The sequence below is a fragment of the Pseudoalteromonas sp. SaAl2 genome (assembly GCF_052947895.1).
The window spans coordinates 233,266-252,539 of sequence record NZ_CM129605.1; the positions used below are offsets into that span (position 1 = coordinate 233,266).

General features: G+C 41.1%; 18 protein-coding genes and 3 pseudogenes. 6 read left to right on the forward strand and 15 right to left on the reverse strand.

Features of this window, described 5'->3' with window-relative positions; translation table 11 throughout:
* Window positions 1-154: 154 nt before the first annotated feature.
* Genes ACU8V8_RS01095 through gpmM form a run of 5 tightly spaced genes read right to left on the reverse strand, consistent with a single transcriptional unit; the run spans window position 155 to window position 4,939 of the window.
* Complete coding sequence (locus ACU8V8_RS01095; RefSeq protein WP_446888549.1) at window positions 155-919, reverse strand: divergent polysaccharide deacetylase family protein; 765 nt, start codon at window positions 917-919, stop codon at window positions 155-157.
* A gap of 34 nt (window positions 920-953) precedes the next feature.
* On the reverse strand, window positions 954-1,811 hold the full coding sequence (locus tag ACU8V8_RS01100; protein WP_446888550.1) for a S41 family peptidase: 858 nt from the start codon (window positions 1,809-1,811) through the stop codon (window positions 954-956).
* Window positions 1,789-2,214 carry a hypothetical protein gene (locus ACU8V8_RS01105; protein WP_446888551.1) on the reverse strand — a complete coding sequence of 142 codons (426 nt, stop codon included), beginning with the start codon at window positions 2,212-2,214 and terminating at the stop codon, window positions 1,789-1,791. Before ACU8V8_RS01105 ends, ACU8V8_RS01100 begins: the two co-directional genes overlap by 23 nt.
* Window positions 2,215-2,251: 37 nt before the next feature.
* The gene (locus ACU8V8_RS01110) at window positions 2,252-3,391 is read right to left on the reverse strand and encodes a murein hydrolase activator EnvC family protein (protein ID WP_446888552.1); all 1,140 of its coding nucleotides are present in this window, start codon (window positions 3,389-3,391) and stop codon (window positions 2,252-2,254) included.
* A 3-nt stretch (window positions 3,392-3,394) separates the two neighbouring features.
* Window positions 3,395-4,939, reverse strand: coding sequence for a 2,3-bisphosphoglycerate-independent phosphoglycerate mutase (gpmM, locus tag ACU8V8_RS01115; protein ID WP_446888553.1), 1,545 nt, complete (start codon window positions 4,937-4,939; stop codon window positions 3,395-3,397).
* 204 nt (window positions 4,940-5,143) lie between these two features.
* Here gpmM and ACU8V8_RS01120 point away from each other — a divergent pair, with 204 nt between their 5' ends.
* The 4 genes and pseudogenes from ACU8V8_RS01120 (at window position 5,144) to gpsA (ending at window position 7,411) form a co-directional block, all read left to right on the forward strand.
* Complete coding sequence (locus tag ACU8V8_RS01120) at window positions 5,144-5,575, forward strand: rhodanese-like domain-containing protein (RefSeq protein ID WP_087534388.1); 432 nt, start codon at window positions 5,144-5,146, stop codon at window positions 5,573-5,575.
* A gap of 31 nt (window positions 5,576-5,606) precedes the next feature.
* Window positions 5,607-5,864, forward strand: a complete 258-nt coding sequence (gene grxC, locus ACU8V8_RS01125) for a glutaredoxin 3 (protein WP_446888554.1) — start codon at window positions 5,607-5,609, stop codon at window positions 5,862-5,864.
* A gap of 49 nt (window positions 5,865-5,913) precedes the next feature.
* A pseudogene (gene secB, locus ACU8V8_RS01130) lies at window positions 5,914-6,400 on the forward strand (protein-export chaperone SecB).
* Between the two features lie 3 nt (window positions 6,401-6,403).
* Window positions 6,404-7,411 carry an NAD(P)H-dependent glycerol-3-phosphate dehydrogenase gene (gene gpsA, locus ACU8V8_RS01135; RefSeq protein WP_446888555.1) on the forward strand — a complete coding sequence of 336 codons (1,008 nt, stop codon included), beginning with the start codon at window positions 6,404-6,406 and terminating at the stop codon, window positions 7,409-7,411.
* Window positions 7,412-7,467: 56 nt separating this feature from the next.
* On the opposite strand, the gene ACU8V8_RS01140 is transcribed toward gpsA, so the two are convergent.
* Window positions 7,468-9,156, reverse strand: coding sequence for a putative bifunctional diguanylate cyclase/phosphodiesterase (locus tag ACU8V8_RS01140; protein ID WP_446888556.1), 1,689 nt, complete (start codon window positions 9,154-9,156; stop codon window positions 7,468-7,470).
* Between the two features lie 500 nt (window positions 9,157-9,656).
* A pseudogene (gene trmL / locus ACU8V8_RS01145) lies at window positions 9,657-10,122 on the reverse strand (tRNA (uridine(34)/cytosine(34)/5-carboxymethylaminomethyluridine(34)-2'-O)-methyltransferase TrmL).
* A 109-nt stretch (window positions 10,123-10,231) separates the two neighbouring features.
* Between trmL and ACU8V8_RS01150 the strand changes: the two are divergent.
* Window positions 10,232-11,140, forward strand: a complete 909-nt coding sequence (locus ACU8V8_RS01150; protein WP_446888557.1) for a cation diffusion facilitator family transporter — start codon at window positions 10,232-10,234, stop codon at window positions 11,138-11,140.
* Here ACU8V8_RS01150 and ACU8V8_RS01155 read toward each other — a convergent pair.
* The 3 genes and pseudogenes from ACU8V8_RS01155 to ACU8V8_RS01165 form a co-directional block, all read right to left on the reverse strand.
* Window positions 11,113-12,057 carry an alpha/beta fold hydrolase gene (locus ACU8V8_RS01155; protein WP_446888558.1) on the reverse strand — a complete coding sequence of 315 codons (945 nt, stop codon included), beginning with the start codon at window positions 12,055-12,057 and terminating at the stop codon, window positions 11,113-11,115. The two genes, ACU8V8_RS01150 and ACU8V8_RS01155, sit on opposite strands and share 28 nt — an antisense overlap.
* A gap of 2 nt (window positions 12,058-12,059) precedes the next feature.
* A pseudogene (locus tag ACU8V8_RS01160) lies at window positions 12,060-13,475 on the reverse strand (ATP-binding protein).
* Window positions 13,453-14,142, reverse strand: coding sequence for a response regulator (locus ACU8V8_RS01165; protein ID WP_446888559.1), 690 nt, complete (start codon window positions 14,140-14,142; stop codon window positions 13,453-13,455). Before ACU8V8_RS01165 ends, ACU8V8_RS01160 begins: the two are co-directional and overlap by 23 nt.
* 177 nt (window positions 14,143-14,319) lie before the next feature.
* On the opposite strand from ACU8V8_RS01165, the gene ACU8V8_RS01170 reads away from it, so the two are divergent.
* Window positions 14,320-14,850, forward strand: a complete 531-nt coding sequence (locus ACU8V8_RS01170; protein ID WP_446888560.1) for a periplasmic heavy metal sensor — start codon at window positions 14,320-14,322, stop codon at window positions 14,848-14,850.
* A gap of 65 nt (window positions 14,851-14,915) precedes the next feature.
* Here the strand turns inward: ACU8V8_RS01170 and ACU8V8_RS01175 are convergent, their stop codons facing one another.
* The 5 genes from ACU8V8_RS01175 to arsB all read right to left on the reverse strand — a co-directional run bounded on the left by ACU8V8_RS01175 (window position 14,916) and on the right by arsB (window position 19,270).
* Window positions 14,916-15,332 (reverse strand): hypothetical protein, encoded by a 417-nt coding sequence (locus tag ACU8V8_RS01175; protein WP_446888561.1) that lies wholly within the window; start codon window positions 15,330-15,332, stop codon window positions 14,916-14,918.
* Between the two features lie 153 nt (window positions 15,333-15,485).
* The gene (gene arsJ, locus ACU8V8_RS01180) at window positions 15,486-16,712 is read right to left on the reverse strand and encodes an organoarsenical effux MFS transporter ArsJ (RefSeq protein ID WP_446888562.1); all 1,227 of its coding nucleotides are present in this window, start codon (window positions 16,710-16,712) and stop codon (window positions 15,486-15,488) included.
* Between the two features lie 6 nt (window positions 16,713-16,718).
* Window positions 16,719-17,729, reverse strand: coding sequence for an ArsJ-associated glyceraldehyde-3-phosphate dehydrogenase (locus tag ACU8V8_RS01185; RefSeq protein WP_446888563.1), 1,011 nt, complete (start codon window positions 17,727-17,729; stop codon window positions 16,719-16,721).
* Window positions 17,730-17,749: 20 nt separating this feature from the next.
* Window positions 17,750-18,241: a phosphatase domain-containing putative toxin gene (locus tag ACU8V8_RS01190; protein ID WP_446888564.1), complete on the reverse strand. Its 492-nt coding sequence runs from the start codon at window positions 18,239-18,241 to the stop codon at window positions 17,750-17,752.
* 12 nt (window positions 18,242-18,253) lie between these two features.
* Window positions 18,254-19,270 (reverse strand): ACR3 family arsenite efflux transporter, encoded by a 1,017-nt coding sequence (gene arsB, locus ACU8V8_RS01195; protein ID WP_446888565.1) that lies wholly within the window; start codon window positions 19,268-19,270, stop codon window positions 18,254-18,256.
* Window positions 19,271-19,274 lie beyond the last annotated feature (4 nt).

The window sequence follows — 19,274 nt, forward strand, 5'->3', positions numbered from 1 at the left end:
AAACCTAGCACCTTTTACCATCGTAGGAGAGCGCTTTAGCGCCGATTGGCTTTAACACATATTCTAAGCCTAAAACACAATCACGGCTAAAGCCTGTTCCCACAAAAGGCAAGATATTTAGCACCTAGCTCCTTTCCCCTTGTAACTTTAAAGCTTACCTCGCACTCATCCCTTTATGCTCTGCCTGTGCGAGTTGTATATATTTTCGCTCTACCAGCTGCGATAGCGGCACGAGCTCAAAGCCTTGTTGTTCCAGCTCGGGGAGTTTACGCGATAAAAACTCGATGGTTTCAGGGTAGGGGTGTGCGATGGCAATGGCGAAATTATAGCGCTGGGCTTTGTGTTTTAGTTCATCAAACCTAAATTGCAGTTGTTGTTCGTTGATGATGTTGTCTAAAAATACATGGCGACCTACATTTTCTACCCCATATAAATTTGCTACGTTTTGCGCTTGGCTCAAACTAGTGGTGCGGCTATCTAAAAAATATAGGCCACGTTGCTTTAATACTTCCATGGTCCATTTCATGGGTTGGCTTTTTTGTGTTAACGCTGAGCCCATATGGTTATTAACCCCTTTAACTTCGGGGAGGCTCGCCAGTGCACTATAAAGAGTATGTTGTAGTTGCTCTTTATCCATATCACTTGTCAATGCTCCTGGACCGAGGGCTTTGCTATTATCTAGGGCTTGCATTGGCACATGAAGTAGTAACTCTTTGCCGGAACGACTGGCAAGTTTGGCAAAAATTTGCGAAAAGGGGGTATGGGGCAAAATCGAATACGAAATTTTACCAGGAAGGTTTAACGTTTCTAAGTCGCGCTGATGATTACCAATATCATCAATCACAATAGCTATCTGCTTTGCTTGTACTAATGCAGGCAAGGAGCAAATAGCTATTAATAGCCAAATCAGTTTTTTCACATTTATAATTTTTATTATCTGTTATTAGCAAAGGTCACTTCATAGACAGTAATTGTGTTGCTTTAAGTAACTGTTGATCAGTCGGGCTGCTGCCAAGCCATGGTTGATCACTTTTTCCTTGTTCATTTTTTATTATAGCGACTTTATCTATTTGTGAAAGAGCTGATTGATTAATAGCCACATCAGGAGCAACTCCTACGCCATCTATCGACTTGCCTGAAGGCGAAAAATACTTTGCTGTGGTCAGCTTTAATGCGGTATCGCCATTACCTAATGGAATGAGCGATTGCACAGAACCTTTACCAAACGACTTGTTACCTACTAATGTTGCTCGGTTATTATCTTTTAAGGCAGCTGCTAGTATCTCGGCGGCAGAGGCTGAGTTTTCATTAATCAAAACAACGATAGGAGAGCCGTTTAGTATGTCTCCTTTGCTTGCCTCAAAGTGCTGATTAGCATCATAAAAGCGACCTTTAGTGGTGACTATAGTGCCGCTTTGTAAAAATAAGTCAGACACCGCAACTGCGCTTTGTAATGTGCCGCCGGGGTTGTCGCGCAAATCTAGAACAAGGCCTGTTAATGCACCGCCATTATTACTTTTTAATTTAGCTAATTGGCGTGAAACGTCATGCAATGTATGGTTGGTGAAGCTATCAATAGCCATATAGCCAATACCAAAATCATAAAGTGAACTGGTTACACTTTCGAGGTTTATCTCTTTGCGGGTTACTGCAAAGTCCAGTGGCACTTTTGAGTTGTCTCTTTGAATACTCAAATGAATCGTGGTTGATTCACTTTGTTGGATCATATTTGCCACTTGGCTGATTTTTTTATTGGTAACCGGGCGGTTGTTTATGGCCAATAAAATATCATTTTTTTTGAATTCCTGCATGGTATGCCGGTGAGTTTTTTAGTGCATTGATAATAATGATATGTTCATCTAGCTCTTGCACTTCAATGCCTAAGCCGGTGTAACGACCATTGGTGCTATTAAAAAGAGCATTGAGTTCGCTTTCATCTAAAAACTTTGAATAAGGGTCGAGGTTTTTTAGTAAGGTTTCGAATTGTTGCTGATCATCAAAGCTGCTTTGCAGTGGCAAATCTTCAACGTAATAGGCATGTATATTATAAAGAATTTCGTGCTTTTGCTGGCTTTTAAGATCGCTAATCGAGGTGACGGCTAAGCTGCTAAAGCTCAGGCATATTAAAATACTAACCAAAAGTAGGTAAGTAATCAGTTTGCAGCTAATAACATTATGCTGCAGGTTAAAAGAGGTCATTTTTGTTGTTGGCATCAGCTGCTCCCCATGGGGTGCAGCTACGTTTATTCAATTAAAGTCGTCTGCACCATTTAACAGGATTTACTGCGCGTCCTTTATGGCGTATTTCAAAGTATAGACCAGAATTTGCTTGTCCGCCGCTTTGACCTACTAATGCAATAATATCGCCTTGACGAACCATGTCGCCAACATCTTTAAGCAAGGTTTGTGTATGCCCATAAAGGCTCATGAATCCTTCACCATGATCAACAACAATGACCCAGCCATACCCTTTGAGCCAGTCAGCGTAAACAACTTGGCCGTTATGGACGCTACTAACTTGGCTGCCTTCATTGGCGCTAATTAACACGCCTTTCCAATCGATTCCGCCGTGTTTACGCTGGCCAAATTTGTGGGCAAGTTTACCTTTTGTTGGCCAGTTTAATTTTCCTTTACTGGTATTAAGGCCCAGTAACTCTACTTTTTGGGTCTTTTCTTTTTCAAGCTCTTGTAATGTGGTTACCAGTGTTTTTTCGTTTTCTTTTAAATAATTAATAGAGTTTTCGGTTGAGTTTAATTTTGCTTTTAGTTGCTTAATATTGGTTTTACGCTGCTTTTGTGCATCAACTAATGCTTGGTGTCGGGTTGTTTGTTCTTGATGTAAAGCCAGTAAATGTTGCTTAGTTTTTTCAAGTTCAAGCTGTACGGCTTCTATTTCTACCAGCAAGGCTTTTAGTTCTTCAATTTGTTCTATGCGGGCTTTATTTAAGTAATTGTAATAACTTAATGTGCGCTCAACTTGGGCGGTGTCTTGTTGGTTAAGTAGCATTTTCGAGTAGTCGTGCCCACCTGACATATAGGCACTTTTTAATTGTGCCGCCAGTGCTTGTTGTCGCTGTTTTTGCTGTTGCAGTAATGTGTTTGCTTGTTGCTGCTGTTGAGCTTGTTGTTTTTCAGTGTCTTTAATTGATTGCTTTGCAATATTGAGCGCTTTTGCATTTTTAGCAATATTTAGCTCATGCTGTTGTAAGGTTTTTTGTAGCTTGGCGATATCTTTGCGTTGGGCTGCGAGCTCAGCTTCACTTTGTTTTAATGCGCTCTGTATCTGTGATAAGTCTTTTTTAGTACGGTCTTCATTCGCTATTGCCGGAGCAACAACGAATGAAGTAAGCATTAACAGACTACCAATTAACTGGTTAATACTTTTTATCATGGTTTATTTCAATGTCATGATAGGTGTGCCAGTCATTTCGCTAGGCTGTTCCATGCCCATCAGGTGTAACATGGTGGGGGCTACATCACTAAGTGCCTTGCCATCAGTTGGTGTTGCGTCGCGACCTACGTAAATAAAGGGGACTGGCTCGCTGGTATGTGCGGTATGTGCTTGGCCGGTAGAAGGATTCGCCATTTGCTCTGCATTACCATGATCGGCAGTGATCAGTGCTTCTCCGCCAAACTCTTCTAAAGCAGCTACAACGCGACCAATACAATGATCAACGGCTTCACATGCTTTTACGGCAGCTTCAAATACACCAGAGTGACCAACCATATCACCATTTGGGTAATTACAAATAATGGCGTCGTATTGTCCACTCTTAATTGCTGCCACAAGTTTGTCGGTGAGCATTTCAGAGTTCATTTCAGGTTGTAAATCATAGGTAGCAACTTGAGGCGATGGGATTAGCTCGCGGGTTTCGCCTTCAAATTCATCTTCACGGCCACCACTGAAGAAGAAAGTCACGTGTGCGTATTTTTCTGTTTCAGAAATGCGCAGCTGCGTTTTGTTGTGCTTTTCAAACCATTCGCCAAGTACATTAACTAATGGCTCAGGAGCAAAGGCTGCAGGGGCATCTATATCCGCGGCGTATTCAGTTAGCATGACAAAGCCACTTAATTGAGGGGCTTTTTTCTTGGCAAAGCCGTCAAAGTCAGCATCAACAAATGCGCGAGTCATTTCGCGGGCACGGTCAGCTCTAAAGTTTAAAAAGATCACGGTATCGCCGTCATTGATTTGAGCAGCTGGTTGGCCATCAGCTGCAATTGCTGTGGCGGCTACGAATTCATCGTTTTCGTCGCGTTCATAGGCTGCTGCTAATGCGTCAACACCATTAGTATAGGTATGTTGCGCGATGCCGCTGACCATTAAGTCGTATGCTTGTTCTACACGGTTCCAGCGGTTGTCACGGTCCATTGCATAATAGCGACCAACAATTGAGGCTAAGCGGCCGCAGTTAAGCTCATTAAATAATGCTTCAATACGTTCAATTGATGCCTGGGCACTGCGTGGTGGTGTATCACGGCCATCTAAAAATGCATGAAAGTAAACTTCTTTAGCACCTCGTTTAGCAGCCATTTCAATCGCGGCAACAATGTGATCTTCGTGACTGTGTACACCGCCTGGGCTTAATAGCCCCATTAGGTGAACGGCTTTACCTGCGTTAACGGCTTTATCTATATTTTCAACCAAGGTTGGGTTGTGCTCAAATTCGCCATCATCAATTGATTTAGTAATGCGAGTGAAGTCTTGATAGACAATACGCCCTGCACCTAAGTTAACATGGCCTACTTCTGAGTTACCCATTTGACCATCAGGAAGACCAACATCTAAACCAGAGCCTGAAATTAATGTGTGAGGGCGTGTTGCCCAAAGCTCATCTAATACGGGCGTGTTAGCTGCTAAGACGGCATTACTTTGCTCGTCTTCGCGGTATCCCCACCCATCCAAAATCATTAATACGAGAGGTTTTTTATGCTGTGTCATTTTAGCTCCTGAAAATTACCACCTGTTGGTTTGTTAGCATACCGTGTTTTTGCTTGTGGATCAGCATTCAAAAAGCGCGATATTAATATATTTCACTCTCTGGTAATTTTTCATCAAGCACGTATACTTGCGTGGCTAGGGGCTAGCCCCGATGTATTAACCCCAGCGCTCAATGCGCGGGACAATTTTCATAGTGGAAGACGCATGGATCAATATATTGAATTTATCGGTAATCATCCGATTTTAAGTTTGGCTTGGGTGGCGTTAGTTGCGCTAATCGTCGGTGGTTGGTTTAAAAGTAAATTTTCAGCAATTCGCCAAATAAACCCGCAACAATTAACGTTATTAATCAATCGTGAAGATGGCTTAGTTGTTGATATACGTGCACAAAAAGAATTTAACAATGGCCGTATAGCAGGGGCTGAACACCTCAACCCAGAAAAAGCGAAACAATCTGACTTCTCAAGCCTTGAAAAGTCTAAGAGCAAACCCATTATATTAGTATGTACAACGGGCATGACGGCTTCAGGTATTGCAACAGCAATGCATAAAGCGGGTTTTGAGTCAGTTTATATTTTATCTGGTGGTATGGGCGCTTGGCAAAGTGCTGGCCTACCTACGACAACCGGCCGCTAACAAGATTAAGCCAGCCGATAGAGGATTTTTTATGAGTAATGTTGTTCTATACACCAAAGCGTATTGCCCTTTTTGTCAACGTGCCTTGGCATTGCTTGAAAGCAAAGGTGTACAGTTTAAAAATATTGATATTGGTGTACAGCCACAGCTTCGCGATGAAATGATTGCAAAAGCAGGTGGTGCGAGCACAGTACCGCAAATCTTTATTAATGATGAGCATATCGGCGGTTGTGACGACATGATGGCAATTGAAGCACAAGGTAAACTTGATGCTAAGCTAAACGCTTAAAAGCCAGTTAACGAATTTATTATAAAAACGATTAAAGTTAGGAATTACAATGAACGAAGAAAACCAAAACGTAGCAGCACAAGACGCTGGCGCACAATTTACTATTCAACGTATTTACACTAAAGATGTATCTTTCGAAACGCCAAATTCACCGGCTATCTTCCAAAAAGAATGGACACCTGAAGTAAAGCTTGATCTTGATACTCGCTCTAATAAATTAGACGAAGGTGTATTTGAAGTTGTTTTAGCGCTAACTGTGACTGCGTCGATCGGCGAAGAAACTGCGTTTTTATGTGAAATTCAACAAGCGGGTATCTTTACTATCGCTGAAGTTGAAGAAGTTCAACTTGCACACATGCTAGGTGCTTTTTTGCCCTAATGTGTTATTCCCATATGCGCGTGAAGCAGTTTCTAACTTAGTTAATCGTGGTACATTCCCACAACTTAACCTTGCGCCAGTTAACTTTGATGCATTGTTTGCTCAATACATGCAGCAACGTGCAGCGCAAACTGATCAGGCAACAGCAGACGCATAATTTATGAGTACAGCAAATTCAGCTGTTACTGTATTAGGGGCGGGGTCTTATGGCACCGCCCTTGCTATTTGTTTAGCCCGAAATGGTCACCACGTGACGCTCTGGGGCCGCAATAGCGACGACGTTGCCACGCTTGCAGCTGAGCGGAAAAATCAACGTTACTTACCCGATGTCACTTTCCCTGACACTTTACTTCTTGAAGCAGATTTACATACCGCAGTTAACGATAGCCAAATTATATTGGTAGTCGTACCCAGTCACGCATTTGGCGATACGTTACGTCAAATTAAGCCATCACTACGTGAAGGTGCACAAGTTGCTTGGGCAACAAAAGGGCTTGAACCAAATACCGGGCGTTTATTACAAGAAGTTGCGCAGCAAGAGTTGGGTGATGATGTGCCGTTAGCTGTGGTATCAGGGCCGACTTTTGCAAAAGAAATGGCCATTGGTTTACCAACAGCTATTTCAGTGTCGTCTACATCGACTACATTTGCCAAACAGTTAGCTGATTTATTACATTGTGGCCGTTCATTTAGGGTGTATAACAATGATGACTTTATTGGCATTCAACTCGGTGGTGCGGTTAAAAATGTTATCGCTATTGGCGCTGGCATGTCAGATGGCTTTGGCTTTGGTGCTAATGCGCGCACAGCATTGATCACCCGAGGGTTAGCTGAGTTATGTCGTTTAGGTTGCGCATTGGGAGCTAAGTCAGAAACCTTTATGGGTATGGCAGGTCTTGGTGATTTAATACTAACCTGTACTGATAACCAATCACGAAACCGTCGCTTTGGTTTAGCACTTGGTAAAGGTGAAGGAGTTGAGGCTGCTATTGAGTCCATTGGCCAAGTTGTTGAAGGCTATCGCAATACCAAAGAAGTGTATTTACTTGCTCAACGTACGGGTATTGAGATGCCTATTACAGAGCAAATATATCAAGTTCTTTATGAGAATAAAGACGTAAAAGAAGCCGCTATGGCATTGTTGGGCCGTGAGCAAAAATCAGAATAGCGTGTTTTAATGATGTATAATAAAGCGTAGTGTTTTGCACTGCGCTTTTTTGTTAGTTAGTTATGCATAGAGTTCGTGGTTTTTATTAGGCTATGTTTAGTGATGAATGATGGTACTTTTTCAGCGCGAAGCGGGCGGCTATAGTAATATCCTTGCATGATACTGCAACCCATGACATGCAACATATAGGCTTGTGATTTAGTTTCTACCCCTTCTGCGACTACATCAATATGCAAGTATTTTGCTAAACGGATAATCGTTGCGGTGATGTTTCTATCTTGTTCACTTTCGGTGATGTCTTGAATAAATGAGCGGTCTATTTTTAAGGTATCAATCGAAAAGCGTTTAAGGTAGCCCAAAGAGGAATGCCCAGTGCCAAAATCATCAAGCGCAATAGTAAAGCCTAACGCTTTAATGCGATTCATTTGCTGTTGTGCAAATTCAGGGTTGTCCATCATGGCGCTTTCGGTTATCTCAAGTTCTATACAACGAGCGGGTACATCAAATGTTGCTAAACACTCCGTGAGTGTTTCAACTAAACTGGTTTGTTGAAAATGCAATGCGGATATATTCATTGCAACTTTACCAAAATCAATACTCTCTGAGCGCCAAGCTTCTAACTGTTTAAATAGTTGCTTCATCAGCAAGGCTGTTAAAGGGATTATCGCACCATTTTGCTCTGCCAAAGGGATAAACTCGATAGGACTGATCACGGTACCGTCAGCTTGTGGCCAACGCACTAAAGCTTCAAAACCGTGTAGCTGATCTTTTTCGGCATTAAACTTTGCTTGATAAAATAATTCAAAGTCGTTGTTATTAATAGCATGGAAAAGCGCACTTTCTTTACTTAACTCATTTGGGTCAATGGTGTGTTTAGCTTTATCAAAAAATTGATAATTATTGTGGCCCATCTTTTTAGCGTGGTTAAGTGCGCTATTAGCGCTGCGCATAATTGCTTCACTGCTGTAGCCATTTTCAGGGTAAGCAGCAATACCACAACATGCTGAAATATAACTCTCAATGCCGTTAAGCATAAAAGGAAGCTGAAACTGTTTTAATATTTTATCAGCTTGTTTTTTTGCATAAAATGTTGTTTTATCAGAGTAAAGGTAAGGTGGTATAAGCACTGCAAATTCATCGCCTCCCAGGCGGGCTATGGTATAACCGGAATCTAAATTGGCTGTTAGCCTTGCGGCAACTTCTTTGAGTAGTTCATCGCCGATGCAGTGTCCAAGTGAGTCATTTATCTTTTTAAAGTTATCTAGATCAATAAAAATGATCATTAAACTTGGGTATTTATTATTGCAACTTTCTATTGCTTTATTTACTGACTCAATAAATATGGCTCTATTAGATAGACCAGTAACATAATCCTTAATAGTAAGTTTGAGCATGGCACGTTCATTATTTTTACGTGCGGTAACATCTGAAAATAAACCTATGTAATGCGTTTTGTTTTTACGCAAGTGAGACGTGATTACTTTAGTAATAGATAAATCAAGAGCATAAGGTTGACCATCTTTACGTAGGTTCCAAATCTCACCAGACCAGTAACCCTCGGTTTCAAGTTCATCGTAAATAAGGTTTTCTAGTTTTTTGTCTCGCCCTTGTTGGGTTAATGCTTTAGGTTTTTTTGCAATGACATCTTCGAGTTTATAGCCACTGATGGTTGTAAATGCTTGGTTTACTACAGTGATCTCAAAGTTTTCGTCAGCGATCAAAATAGCGTCTTTTGATTGGGTCATTAATGCGGTTACTAAATCGTGTTTAGCATTGCTTTTTAATTTATAGACAATTAATAAAATGAGAACGAGGAAAGCCAGAGCAATTAGTAAATATTTAGTTAGAGGTGAGAGTATGAAACCTGAGTTGAAATTATTTGTATTTGAAGGAGAGGTTAGTTGATTTTTGATTACCGCTTGGGCTGAACTTACGGTTGAACTATTAAATAAATTGAGCGCGTAATCCTTTTGATATACAGAGGTACTTACAGAAGAGCTAAAAATAGTAGTGTTTTTAAACGCGTCAGTGCTGGCCATCAATGAGGCACTAAATAGTGCGTAATATAAGTAACTTATTAGCAAGAGTGTGCGCATCAAATACCATCAATCAATGAAAAAGAACAACTCATTGATCTTAGTTTAGGAAATGCTTTATGGCGAATTAGCGAGTATGAAATTAATTAAAGTAGAAGGTGGTGCTACAAGCTGTATATTAGCGCCATGCACAGACGCTAAGTTTTAGTCTATTGCGCGTTAGGGAAGCCCAATTGACGCCATGATTCATATACAAATACGGCAACGGCATTAGATAAATTCATACTACGGCTGTTGGCTTGCATAGGAATACGCACCCGCTGTTCACCGGGTAACGATTGTATGAGTTCATCCGGTAAGCCGCGAGTTTCAGGGCCAAAGACTAAGCAATCGCCGGCTTCATAGCTAGCTTGATGATGAAACTGACTGCCTTTAGTGGTGCATGCATATACTTTTTTTTGGTTGGCATTTTTCAAGGTAGGCTTCAAATGAAGCATGGCGCTGTACGTTACTAAACTCGTGGTAATCAAGGCCAGCTCTTTTTACTCGTTTATCGTCCCACTCAAAGCCTAAGGGCTCTATAAGATGAAGTGAGTATCCGGTATTAGCGCACAAACGGATAATATTACCCGTATTTGGCGGAATTTCAGGTTGGTATAAAACGATGTCGAGCATGAAGGTGCCTTATTATAAGCTAATTTTTTACTCTTATGAGTATACACTAAACATTTTAAAAAAATGATATACTCTGTTTATAAGAGTTGCTTACGTATAGGTAAAAAAAGTGCATCATCGCAGTTATGAATTTTGGGTGAAAACCGCCAGTGCGGTCACTATGGTTATGGTTAGCCTGATGATAGCAGCTAAATGCTGGGCATGGTTGGCGTCGGGCTCTGCATCTATGCTTGGCTCGCTGACAGATTCATTAATGGATATAACGGCATCTGCGATGAGCTTTTTGGTGTTAGGCTATGCCCTTAGGCCTGCTGATGATGATCACCGTTTTGGCCATGGCAAAGCAGAAGCGCTAGCGGGGCTTGGTCAAGCAGCATTTATTGCCGGATCTGGTTGTTTGTTAGCGTTTCATGGTGTTGAGCGGTTATTTAACCCTGTAGTGCTAAGTCATTCAATGTTAGGTGTATGGGTGAGCATTTTTGCTATCGCTTGTACCCTCGTAGTGGTGTTTGTTCAAACAAAAGTTGTCAATCATACCGATTCAATAGCGATTAAAGCTGACTCCGTACACTATAAAGGCGATATTATTCTAAATGCTGCTGTGCTGGTGGCTATTTTATTAGCACAAAATGGGATGCAGTACGCGGATCCATTATTCGCAATTGGTGTAGCGGGTTACTTACTCTATAACAGTTGGGATATAGCCCGACAAAGTGCCGATCATTTAATGGACAAAGAATTACCAGACGAAGAAAAAAGCCAGATAGTTGAGATTGCAAACAGCCATGCTGATGTATTTGGTGTTCATGATGTCCGTACTCGCCAAGGGGGTAAAGTAAAGTTTATTCAAATGCATTTGGAGCTTGAAGATACTTTACCGCTGATCAGAGCACACTATGTGGCTGATGAGGTTGTGGCTATGATCCAAGCCAAATTTGATTGTGAGATGGATATTTTAATCCATCAAGACCCATTATCACTTAGCCAAACTCAAGTAAGTGAGCCTGAAAATTCATAAAAGCGAGTTAATACCGCTCTACGAATTGTGTCTTGCTCAAACAGTAACTCATGTTTTGCCTCACTGAACGTTTCTAAAATAGCCGTTTTTTGCTTGTGGGTAATGTTATGTTGAGCTTGGTTATCCACCACGGTATCCAATTGGGCACTGGCAATAAACATAGGCACGGGGAGCGTTAGCTGCTCTATGCTTGTAATAAACGTAAAAGCGGCATTAAGCCAGCCATAGGTTACACCTCCTAACTGAAGACTCGGTTCTTTATGGTATGTTTTACGAAAAAGTTGATAGCGAATCTCGCTGCTTGTTAGGCTATTTACCGCAAACTCTTCAGGCTTATAGTCCCCTTGGCCAAACGCATACAGCGTATTTAGCCCTAATAAACAGGCAATTTTAGCCGCTAATTTGGCAAGGGGTTTTGGTGTGCCTTTGGTGTAAATATCAAACATTGGCGCTGATAAAAATACGCCACTGTAGTTATTTTCAAACCGAGCTAGATAATCAAATGCAATTGCCCCGCCCATAGAATGACCAAGCATAATTTTTTTACCCTGCCAGAATTGTTTGACTATTTGGTTATCAAATAAATCGAGATCTTGAGCATAGTCAGAAAACTGTTTTACAAAGCCTTTATGAGGATTTGCTAAAGCACGGTAGGAGCGCCCCTGACCTTGATGGTCAACAATAAACACGGCATAGTTATTTTTATATAATTCCCACAGTAGCTCTTGGTATTTATCGAGCCCTTCGATACGACCTGAGCTAATAACCACTGCGGTATGTGCGTGCTCTGGTATTGCAAAGCCATAATATAAATCACCATTGGCTGTCGCTAAGTGCTGTTTAGTTACCTGCTGGGTAAAAAAATCTGTAATGTCTTGTTGCTGGTTTAGCAGGGTTTGCTCTGAGCTATAAAACATAGTTATTGTTGCTTCTTAATGGGTAAAACAATTTTAACGCTAAGACCGCTCTGCTTCTGATTATGCAGGGTTAAGTTACCTGCGTGCGCTGTAATCGCGTTTTTAGCAATGGCTAAGCCTAGACCGGTGCCACCGCTTGTTCTATCTCTGGCATCTGATTGCCTAAAAAAGGCTCGCATAATCGGGTTAAGTTAGCAGGTTCGACACCTGGGCCATCATCATTTATTTCAATGTTAATGGTCTGTGTTAGTGCTAGCTTTATGGTGATGGTATGCTCAGCGTATTTAATCGCATTACGTAATACATTTTCCAGGGCACTGGCGATAAGGCTTTCATCACAATAAATATCTAGGTTAAGCTCACCTTCAACCAGTAAAGTTTTATTGCATTGCTTAGCTTCAAATTGGGCGTCGTTAAGTACATGATTAATAATAACTTGCATTGATTGTTTATGTAATGACAAAGTTTGGCTTTTGGCTTCTAATCGCGAAACTTGCAGTACGTCGGCAATCATTTTATCAAGTTGATTTGCCTCTTTTTCTATCCGCTCTAAATATGTTTGGTTTGCATCAGATGCTTGCATTTGCGCAAGGCCTGTTGCCATTTTTAAGCGTGTGAGAGGGGAGCGCAATTCATGAGAAATATCAGCTAACAGACGCTTTTGCGCTGTAACTAATTGCTCAATTTGGCTGGCCATACTGTTAAAGTCTCTGCCTAAAATACCCAACTCATCTCGTCTATTTTCATTAATATTTGCGCGAGCAGCTAAGTCTCCTTTTGAGAGCTTTATTGCTGCTTGCTTTAAGTGGTTTATGGGGGCGATTAAGTTACGGCTAAAAATAAAGCTCAGGGTCAGTGAAGCGAGCAAGGCAATCGTGGTCTTTAGCCAAATTGGCATTAGCTTTAATCGTATTAAAAACGGTGCTGGGTGGCTTTCATCGATTTCGTAAAGGTAGAACGTCCCCTCCGGTAGGTTTACCATAACTGGACCAAACGCTTGATAGCTTTCTGTGAAGATCACTTGCGGCGACATCGTCTTAGTAAAGTTGAGTATGTTTAAATCCACATCATCAGCAGGTAGGCGACTGGTTAATGAGTTTTCTGCTTGATCAGAGTTTAAATAGAGTAACTTGCGCTTGGTTAGCCGGGGATGATTTAATATTTCAGCTGCCGTTTTTTTTGTGTTTTATGGCACTGCGTTCAATACTCTTGGCTGTGTACTCAAGATTTTTTTTCATTGGACCGCGTAACTCTTCAGTGCTTACTTGGTTCGTAGCAATGTTACTTAAAAAGATCAAAGCGGTGATCGTGCCGATAACGGTTAGCCAAAACCAGGCAAAGATTTTAAAAAATAAAAAGTCTTTAGGGTGCTTTAACCAAGCCAAGCGGGTGTTCTTACTCTCCGCGGATGAAGACATAGCCAGTTCCTCGCATAGTTTTAATGCGTTCAGAGCTATTATACTCTGCAATTTTTTTACGAATATTGCTGACGTGCATATCGATTGAACGATCAAAAGAGGCTAAGCGTCTGCCCAGTACTTCCTCACTAATTTGTTCTTTACTTACTACTTCGCCAGCATTTTTTACTAATAAAGCCAGTACTTCATACTCTGTGCCAGTTAGGCTGAGCTCGTTGTTGTCAACATAAGCTTCGCGTGCTGCAAGGTTAATAATAATATTATTAACGGTTAGTTTATTAGAGCTGGTGTTGCTCAAGCTTGCGATATGTTCGATGCGACGGGTAATTGCTTTTACTCGAGCGAGTAATTCCCGATGATTAAAAGGCTTAGGAATATAATCATCAGCACCGAGCTCAAGACCAAAAATGCGATCGAAATCTTCGCCTTTTGCAGTAAGCATTATTACTGGGGTTAACTTTTTTTGCCTTAACTGTTTGAGCACTTCAAAGCCATCTAGTTTAGGCAGCATGACATCAAGTAAAATAAGCGCGTAGTCGTACTCAAGTGCTTTTTTTAGTCCTTGCTCTCCGTCATGAACACACTCAACGGTATAGCCTTGCGCTGTTAGGTACTCGCTCAGGAGTTCGCATAACCCTGTATCATCATCAATCATTAATAATTTCATTTAGCCAACCTCGCTATGCTGCAATAACTACATTTTACCCAGTAAAGTGTATAAATGGTAATCTTTACATAACCTTTACACTCATTTGCGTTGCTTTGCATTGCAGTTGTTATAGTTCACTTACTCGCTAAGGCAGCAGCCAAAGTGAATAATATTCCCAACCAAGAGGTAATGATTATGATCACACGTAAACTAACTAAACTAGTATTAATCTGTGGATTAGCAACAGCAACACTTGGTACAGGTGTTGCTATGGCAAAAGGTGGTATGCATCATAAAGGCCCACATGAAGCACGTTTCTTACTTTCGGAGCGTGGTGCTGAAAAGTTAGATTTAACACAAGAGCAGCAAGCGCAATTAAAAGCCGCTTTTGAAGCGCAAAAAGAGCAAATGAAAGCAATGCGTGGCGATAAAGATGCCCGTAAAGCTGAGCGCGAAGCATTCAAAGCTAAAATGGATGTGTTGTTAGCAAAAGCGACATTTGATGAAAATGCAGCACAAGAGCTTATTGACTCACGTGAAGCCAAAGCTGAAAAATTTGCTATGCAAAAACTTAAGATGGAACATACAGTTTGGCAAATCTTGAATGCTGAGCAACGCGAAAAGTATGGCAAAATGAAAAAACGTTTTGCTAAAAAAATGAAAGATAAAGGCCATAAAAAAGGTAAGCGTGGCGATAAAAAAGTTGAAGAAACAACTGAAAGTTAATGGTAAATATTTTTTGTTAAGCTCAACGGTGATAAGGCGAAAGGTAACTTTCGCCTTTTTTGTGATTAAGCACTATGATTAAAAAACAGGCCGGAGCTGGTGTTTCCTGCTGATGAAAATAAACTCCCCATTAGCGTAGATACATTCTTTTTAACGCTCAATTGTATCGAAATTAACTCACTGTCTAATTCCTGCTGTAATTCGCCAATTTGTGTTTGCTGCTCCGCTTTTGTCAGGCTGGTGTCTGCTTCAAGTGCGCGTATTTTTTCTTGTAGTGTTTTTATGTTTGTAATCATTTGTTGCTGAGTGGTTTGTGCCGTTTCATCAGTATTCGTATCATCTTGCGCGGTGTTTTCATCTGTATCTTTTTCCGCAACTGATGAGTTATCTTCAGCTTGGTCCACGGGTTGTGTTCCTGCTTGGGTTTGCTTTAAAAAATTTGGATCAGTAATTAATGATGAAGGTATGTTGGTTAGATTCATTGTGCGTCCCGTGCGACTATATATTGACATGTTTGTTAGTGTCAAAATAATGCATTAATCGTTCCACATTCGGGTAATTTAGTGAGGTGTTAGTTGTCTTATTTAGAAAATGTAAAGCCCTGCATAGTAAACACCATGCAGGAATGGATTAAATTATTGTGCCGATACTTCGGCTTGTTGTGGCAATGCCAGTGAGAGCAGGGCGGCTAAGGCAATAAATAAACTTGAAATCCATAAACAGGCTTCAAGCCCGTATTGCTGATATACCCAACCCGACAGTACCGTACCTAGTAATCTGCCCATGGCGTTGGCCATGTAATAAAAACCTACATCCAGAGACACGCCATTGCTATCAGCTAGGCTGACAATTAAATAGCTGTGTAAGGATGAATTAATGGCAAAGACTGCACCAAAGATCAGTAAGCCGATAATAATGGCTGCTTGTATATAAAAATCATAATGCAGCGCTAAGGCTATCAGTGCAGGAATGATGGTTAAGTAGCTAGCCCATAAAAATGCACTACGGCCATTGGGTACTTGCCCTGACTTTTTACCAGTAAAAGCAGGCGCAAATGATTGCACTATGCCATAGCCAATTACCCAGCTTGCCATAAAGCCGCCAACCCACCAGTGATCCCAGTCAAATGTTGCAGCTAAGAATACTGGCAGTGCCACTACAAACCAGACATCTCTGGCGCCGAATAAAAATAAACGCGCCGCGGAGAGTACATTAATGGCTTTGCTCTTTGAAAATAACTCACTAAATTTAGCTTTGTTTTTAGCTTTGCCTAAGTCTTCTTTTAACGCGAATAAGCTAAATAGCCATACTGCTGTAAGCATGCAAATCATGGCGAGTATTGCGCCATGAAATTCAAGCAAAGTCAGCAATACGCCACCTAAAAAGAAACCAACCCCTTTTAACGCATTTTTAGAGCCAGTTAATATAGCGACCCATTTATATAGCTGGCCTTGCGCATCTTTTGGTACAAGGAGTTTAATTGCACTCTTTGCACTCATTTTATTGAGGTCTTTTGCGATCCCAGATAACGCCTGTGCTGCCATAACATAAATAACAGTGAGTGCGTCAACAGGTACCATGAGCATGGCTAGCGATACTATTTGCAAGGCTAAACCAATGTTCATGGTTTTATTTAAACCGAATCGAGCGCCAAGCCATCCGCCCACTAAATTAGTGATTACCCCAAAAATTTCATAAAACAAAAACAACATCGCTATGCTAAGCGGGCTGTAACCAAGCTGGTGGAAATACAGCACTACAAGCATGCGTAGCGCGCCATCAGTCAGGGTAAACGCCCAATAATTACCGGTAATAACTAGGTATTGTTTGATTTGTGGCGGAAGTGCTTTTAATCGATCCACGGTCAACTATTCCTTATCGGCTAGGCCAACTTTACGTACCAGCTCTGCCGTACGATTTGCATAACCCCACTCATTGTCGTACCACACGTAGAGTTTCACTTGTGTGTCGTTGATCACCATAGTTGATAGTGCATCTATAATGCTTGAGCGAGGGTCGGTTTTATAATCGATAGATACCAGAGGGCGTTCTTCATAACCCATGATGTCTTTTAGCTCACCAGCTGCGGCATCTTTAAGTAAAGCGTTTACTTCATCAATAGAAGTACCACGTTCAAGCTCAAACACACAATCTGTGATTGATGCATTCGTTAGTGGGACACGAATAGCATGGCCGTTTAATTTACCTTTTAATTCAGGGAATATATGCGTAATAGCCGTTGCTGAACCTGTTGTTGTTGGAATTAAACTCGTGCCACATGAGCGCGCACGGCGCAAATCTTTATGCGGCGCATCAATAATTGTTTGGGTATTGGTAATGTCATGAATCGTGGTGATTGAGCCATGTTTAATACCAATTTTTTCATGAATAACTTTTACAACAGGCGCTAAACAGTTAGTTGTACACGATGCTGCGGTAACTATTGGGTAAGTTTCTTTGTTATAAAGGTGGTCGTTCACACCCATTACAACATTCAAAATACCGTCCTCTTTGACTGGTGCCGTAACTACGACGCGTTTTACACCTTGATCAAGGTAAGCTTGCAGTAGTGCTTTAGTTTTAATTTTACCAGAAGCTTCAATTACCACATCACATTGTGACCAATCCGTGTCTTGGGTTTTTGTGTTTTGCGTAAAAGCTATGGTTTTACCATTTATGATAATAGTATCGTCAGTATGGCTTGCTTCGTGGTGCCATTTACCGTGCACTGAATCAAACGTCATTAAATGGGCAAATGTTGCGGCGTTACCGGCAGGGTCGTTGATTTGAACAATTTCTATATCATCCCAATCAAATGCTGCGCGCATTGATAATCGACCCATCCGGCCAAAACCATTTATACCTACTTTAATAGTCATTGTTTATTCCTTAATACTGATTATAACTGCGAGTTAAAATAATTTAGTTGGTGTGTATTTCTTAACGCATTTGGCCTAATGTTTTGGACTTGCTTAATTATCTCGTCACTAGGCATGCCATGCGCTAATAAAATAAGGGCTATTACTAAGCCCGTTCTACCCGAACCACCTTTACAGTGTACGGCGATAGTGGCTTGATTTTTTACTGCGTTAACAATGGTGCTTTTATGTTCTTGCCATTGTGTTGCAAATTCCTGTGCTGGCGCTGCATCATCTAAAATTGGCAGTTGCAACCAAGTTATATTGTGCTGTTTGCACAATATTGGCAGTTGCTCGGCATTGTTTTTTGCAAGCTCTTCATCGTGCATCAAGGTGAGTACTATATTCGTACCAGCTTGTTGCAATGTGATAACTGACTCTTCAAGCGATGCTTCTTTGCTGCCAGGGCAAGGTGTAAAAATAAGCTTTGCGCCATTGTCTAAAATTAATGTGTCATATGGGTGACGTTGCATCTGTTATTCCTTTTATTTAAACCAATGTTGGGTGCGATTTATAATGGCAACTAGCGATAACATCACGGGTACTTCTACTAATACACCAACAACCGTTGCTAATGCGGCACCAGAATGTAAGCCAAATAATGAAATAGCCACAGCGACAGCGAGTTCAAAAAAGTTTGAGGTGCCAATTAAGCAAGAAGGCGCTGCTATTTTTTGCGGCAGCTTCATCCAAATAGCCGCAGCATATGCAATAACAAAAATGCCATAGGTTTGAATGATCAGCGGAATAGCAATTAACACGATTGTTTGCGGCTCTGCCAGAATCGTATTCGCTTGAAAACCAAATAGTAGAACGACAGTTGCGATCAAGCCAACCATAGACCAAGGTTTTAACTTCGCTAAAAATTGATTTAACGCTTGCTCGTCTTTACCTTTGTTTAATGCCTTGCGGGTGAGTACCCCAGCGGTTAATGGTAGTAATACATACAACACCACTGATATAAGTAGTGTCTCCCATGGCACTTGAATATCACTGACACCTAACAACAAAGCAGAGATAGGTGCAAATGCAAAAATCATAATGACATCATTAACAGAGACTTGGATGAGCGTGTAGTTGGCATCACCCTTAGTGAGTTGCGACCATACAAACACCATAGCAGTACAGGGAGCTACACCAAGTAAAATCATGCCAGCTATATACTCTTGTGCTGTTTGTGCATCAACCAAATCGGCAAATACAAAGTTAAAGAATAACCAGCCTAAAGCGGCCATAGTAAAAGGTTTGATTAACCAGTTTATTATTAGTGTCAGTATTAGCCCTTTAGGGTTTTTACCGACATCTTTAATTGATGAGAAATCAATTTGTGCCATCATCGGAAAGATCATCACCCAAATAAATACAGCGACAGCAATATTTACGTGGGCCACCTCAAAATCAGCAATCATTTGAAACACTTCAGGCTGCCATTGACCAAGTAATACACCAGTAATAATGGCTAAACCAACCCAGAGTGATAGATAACGTTCGAAAATTCCCATTTTA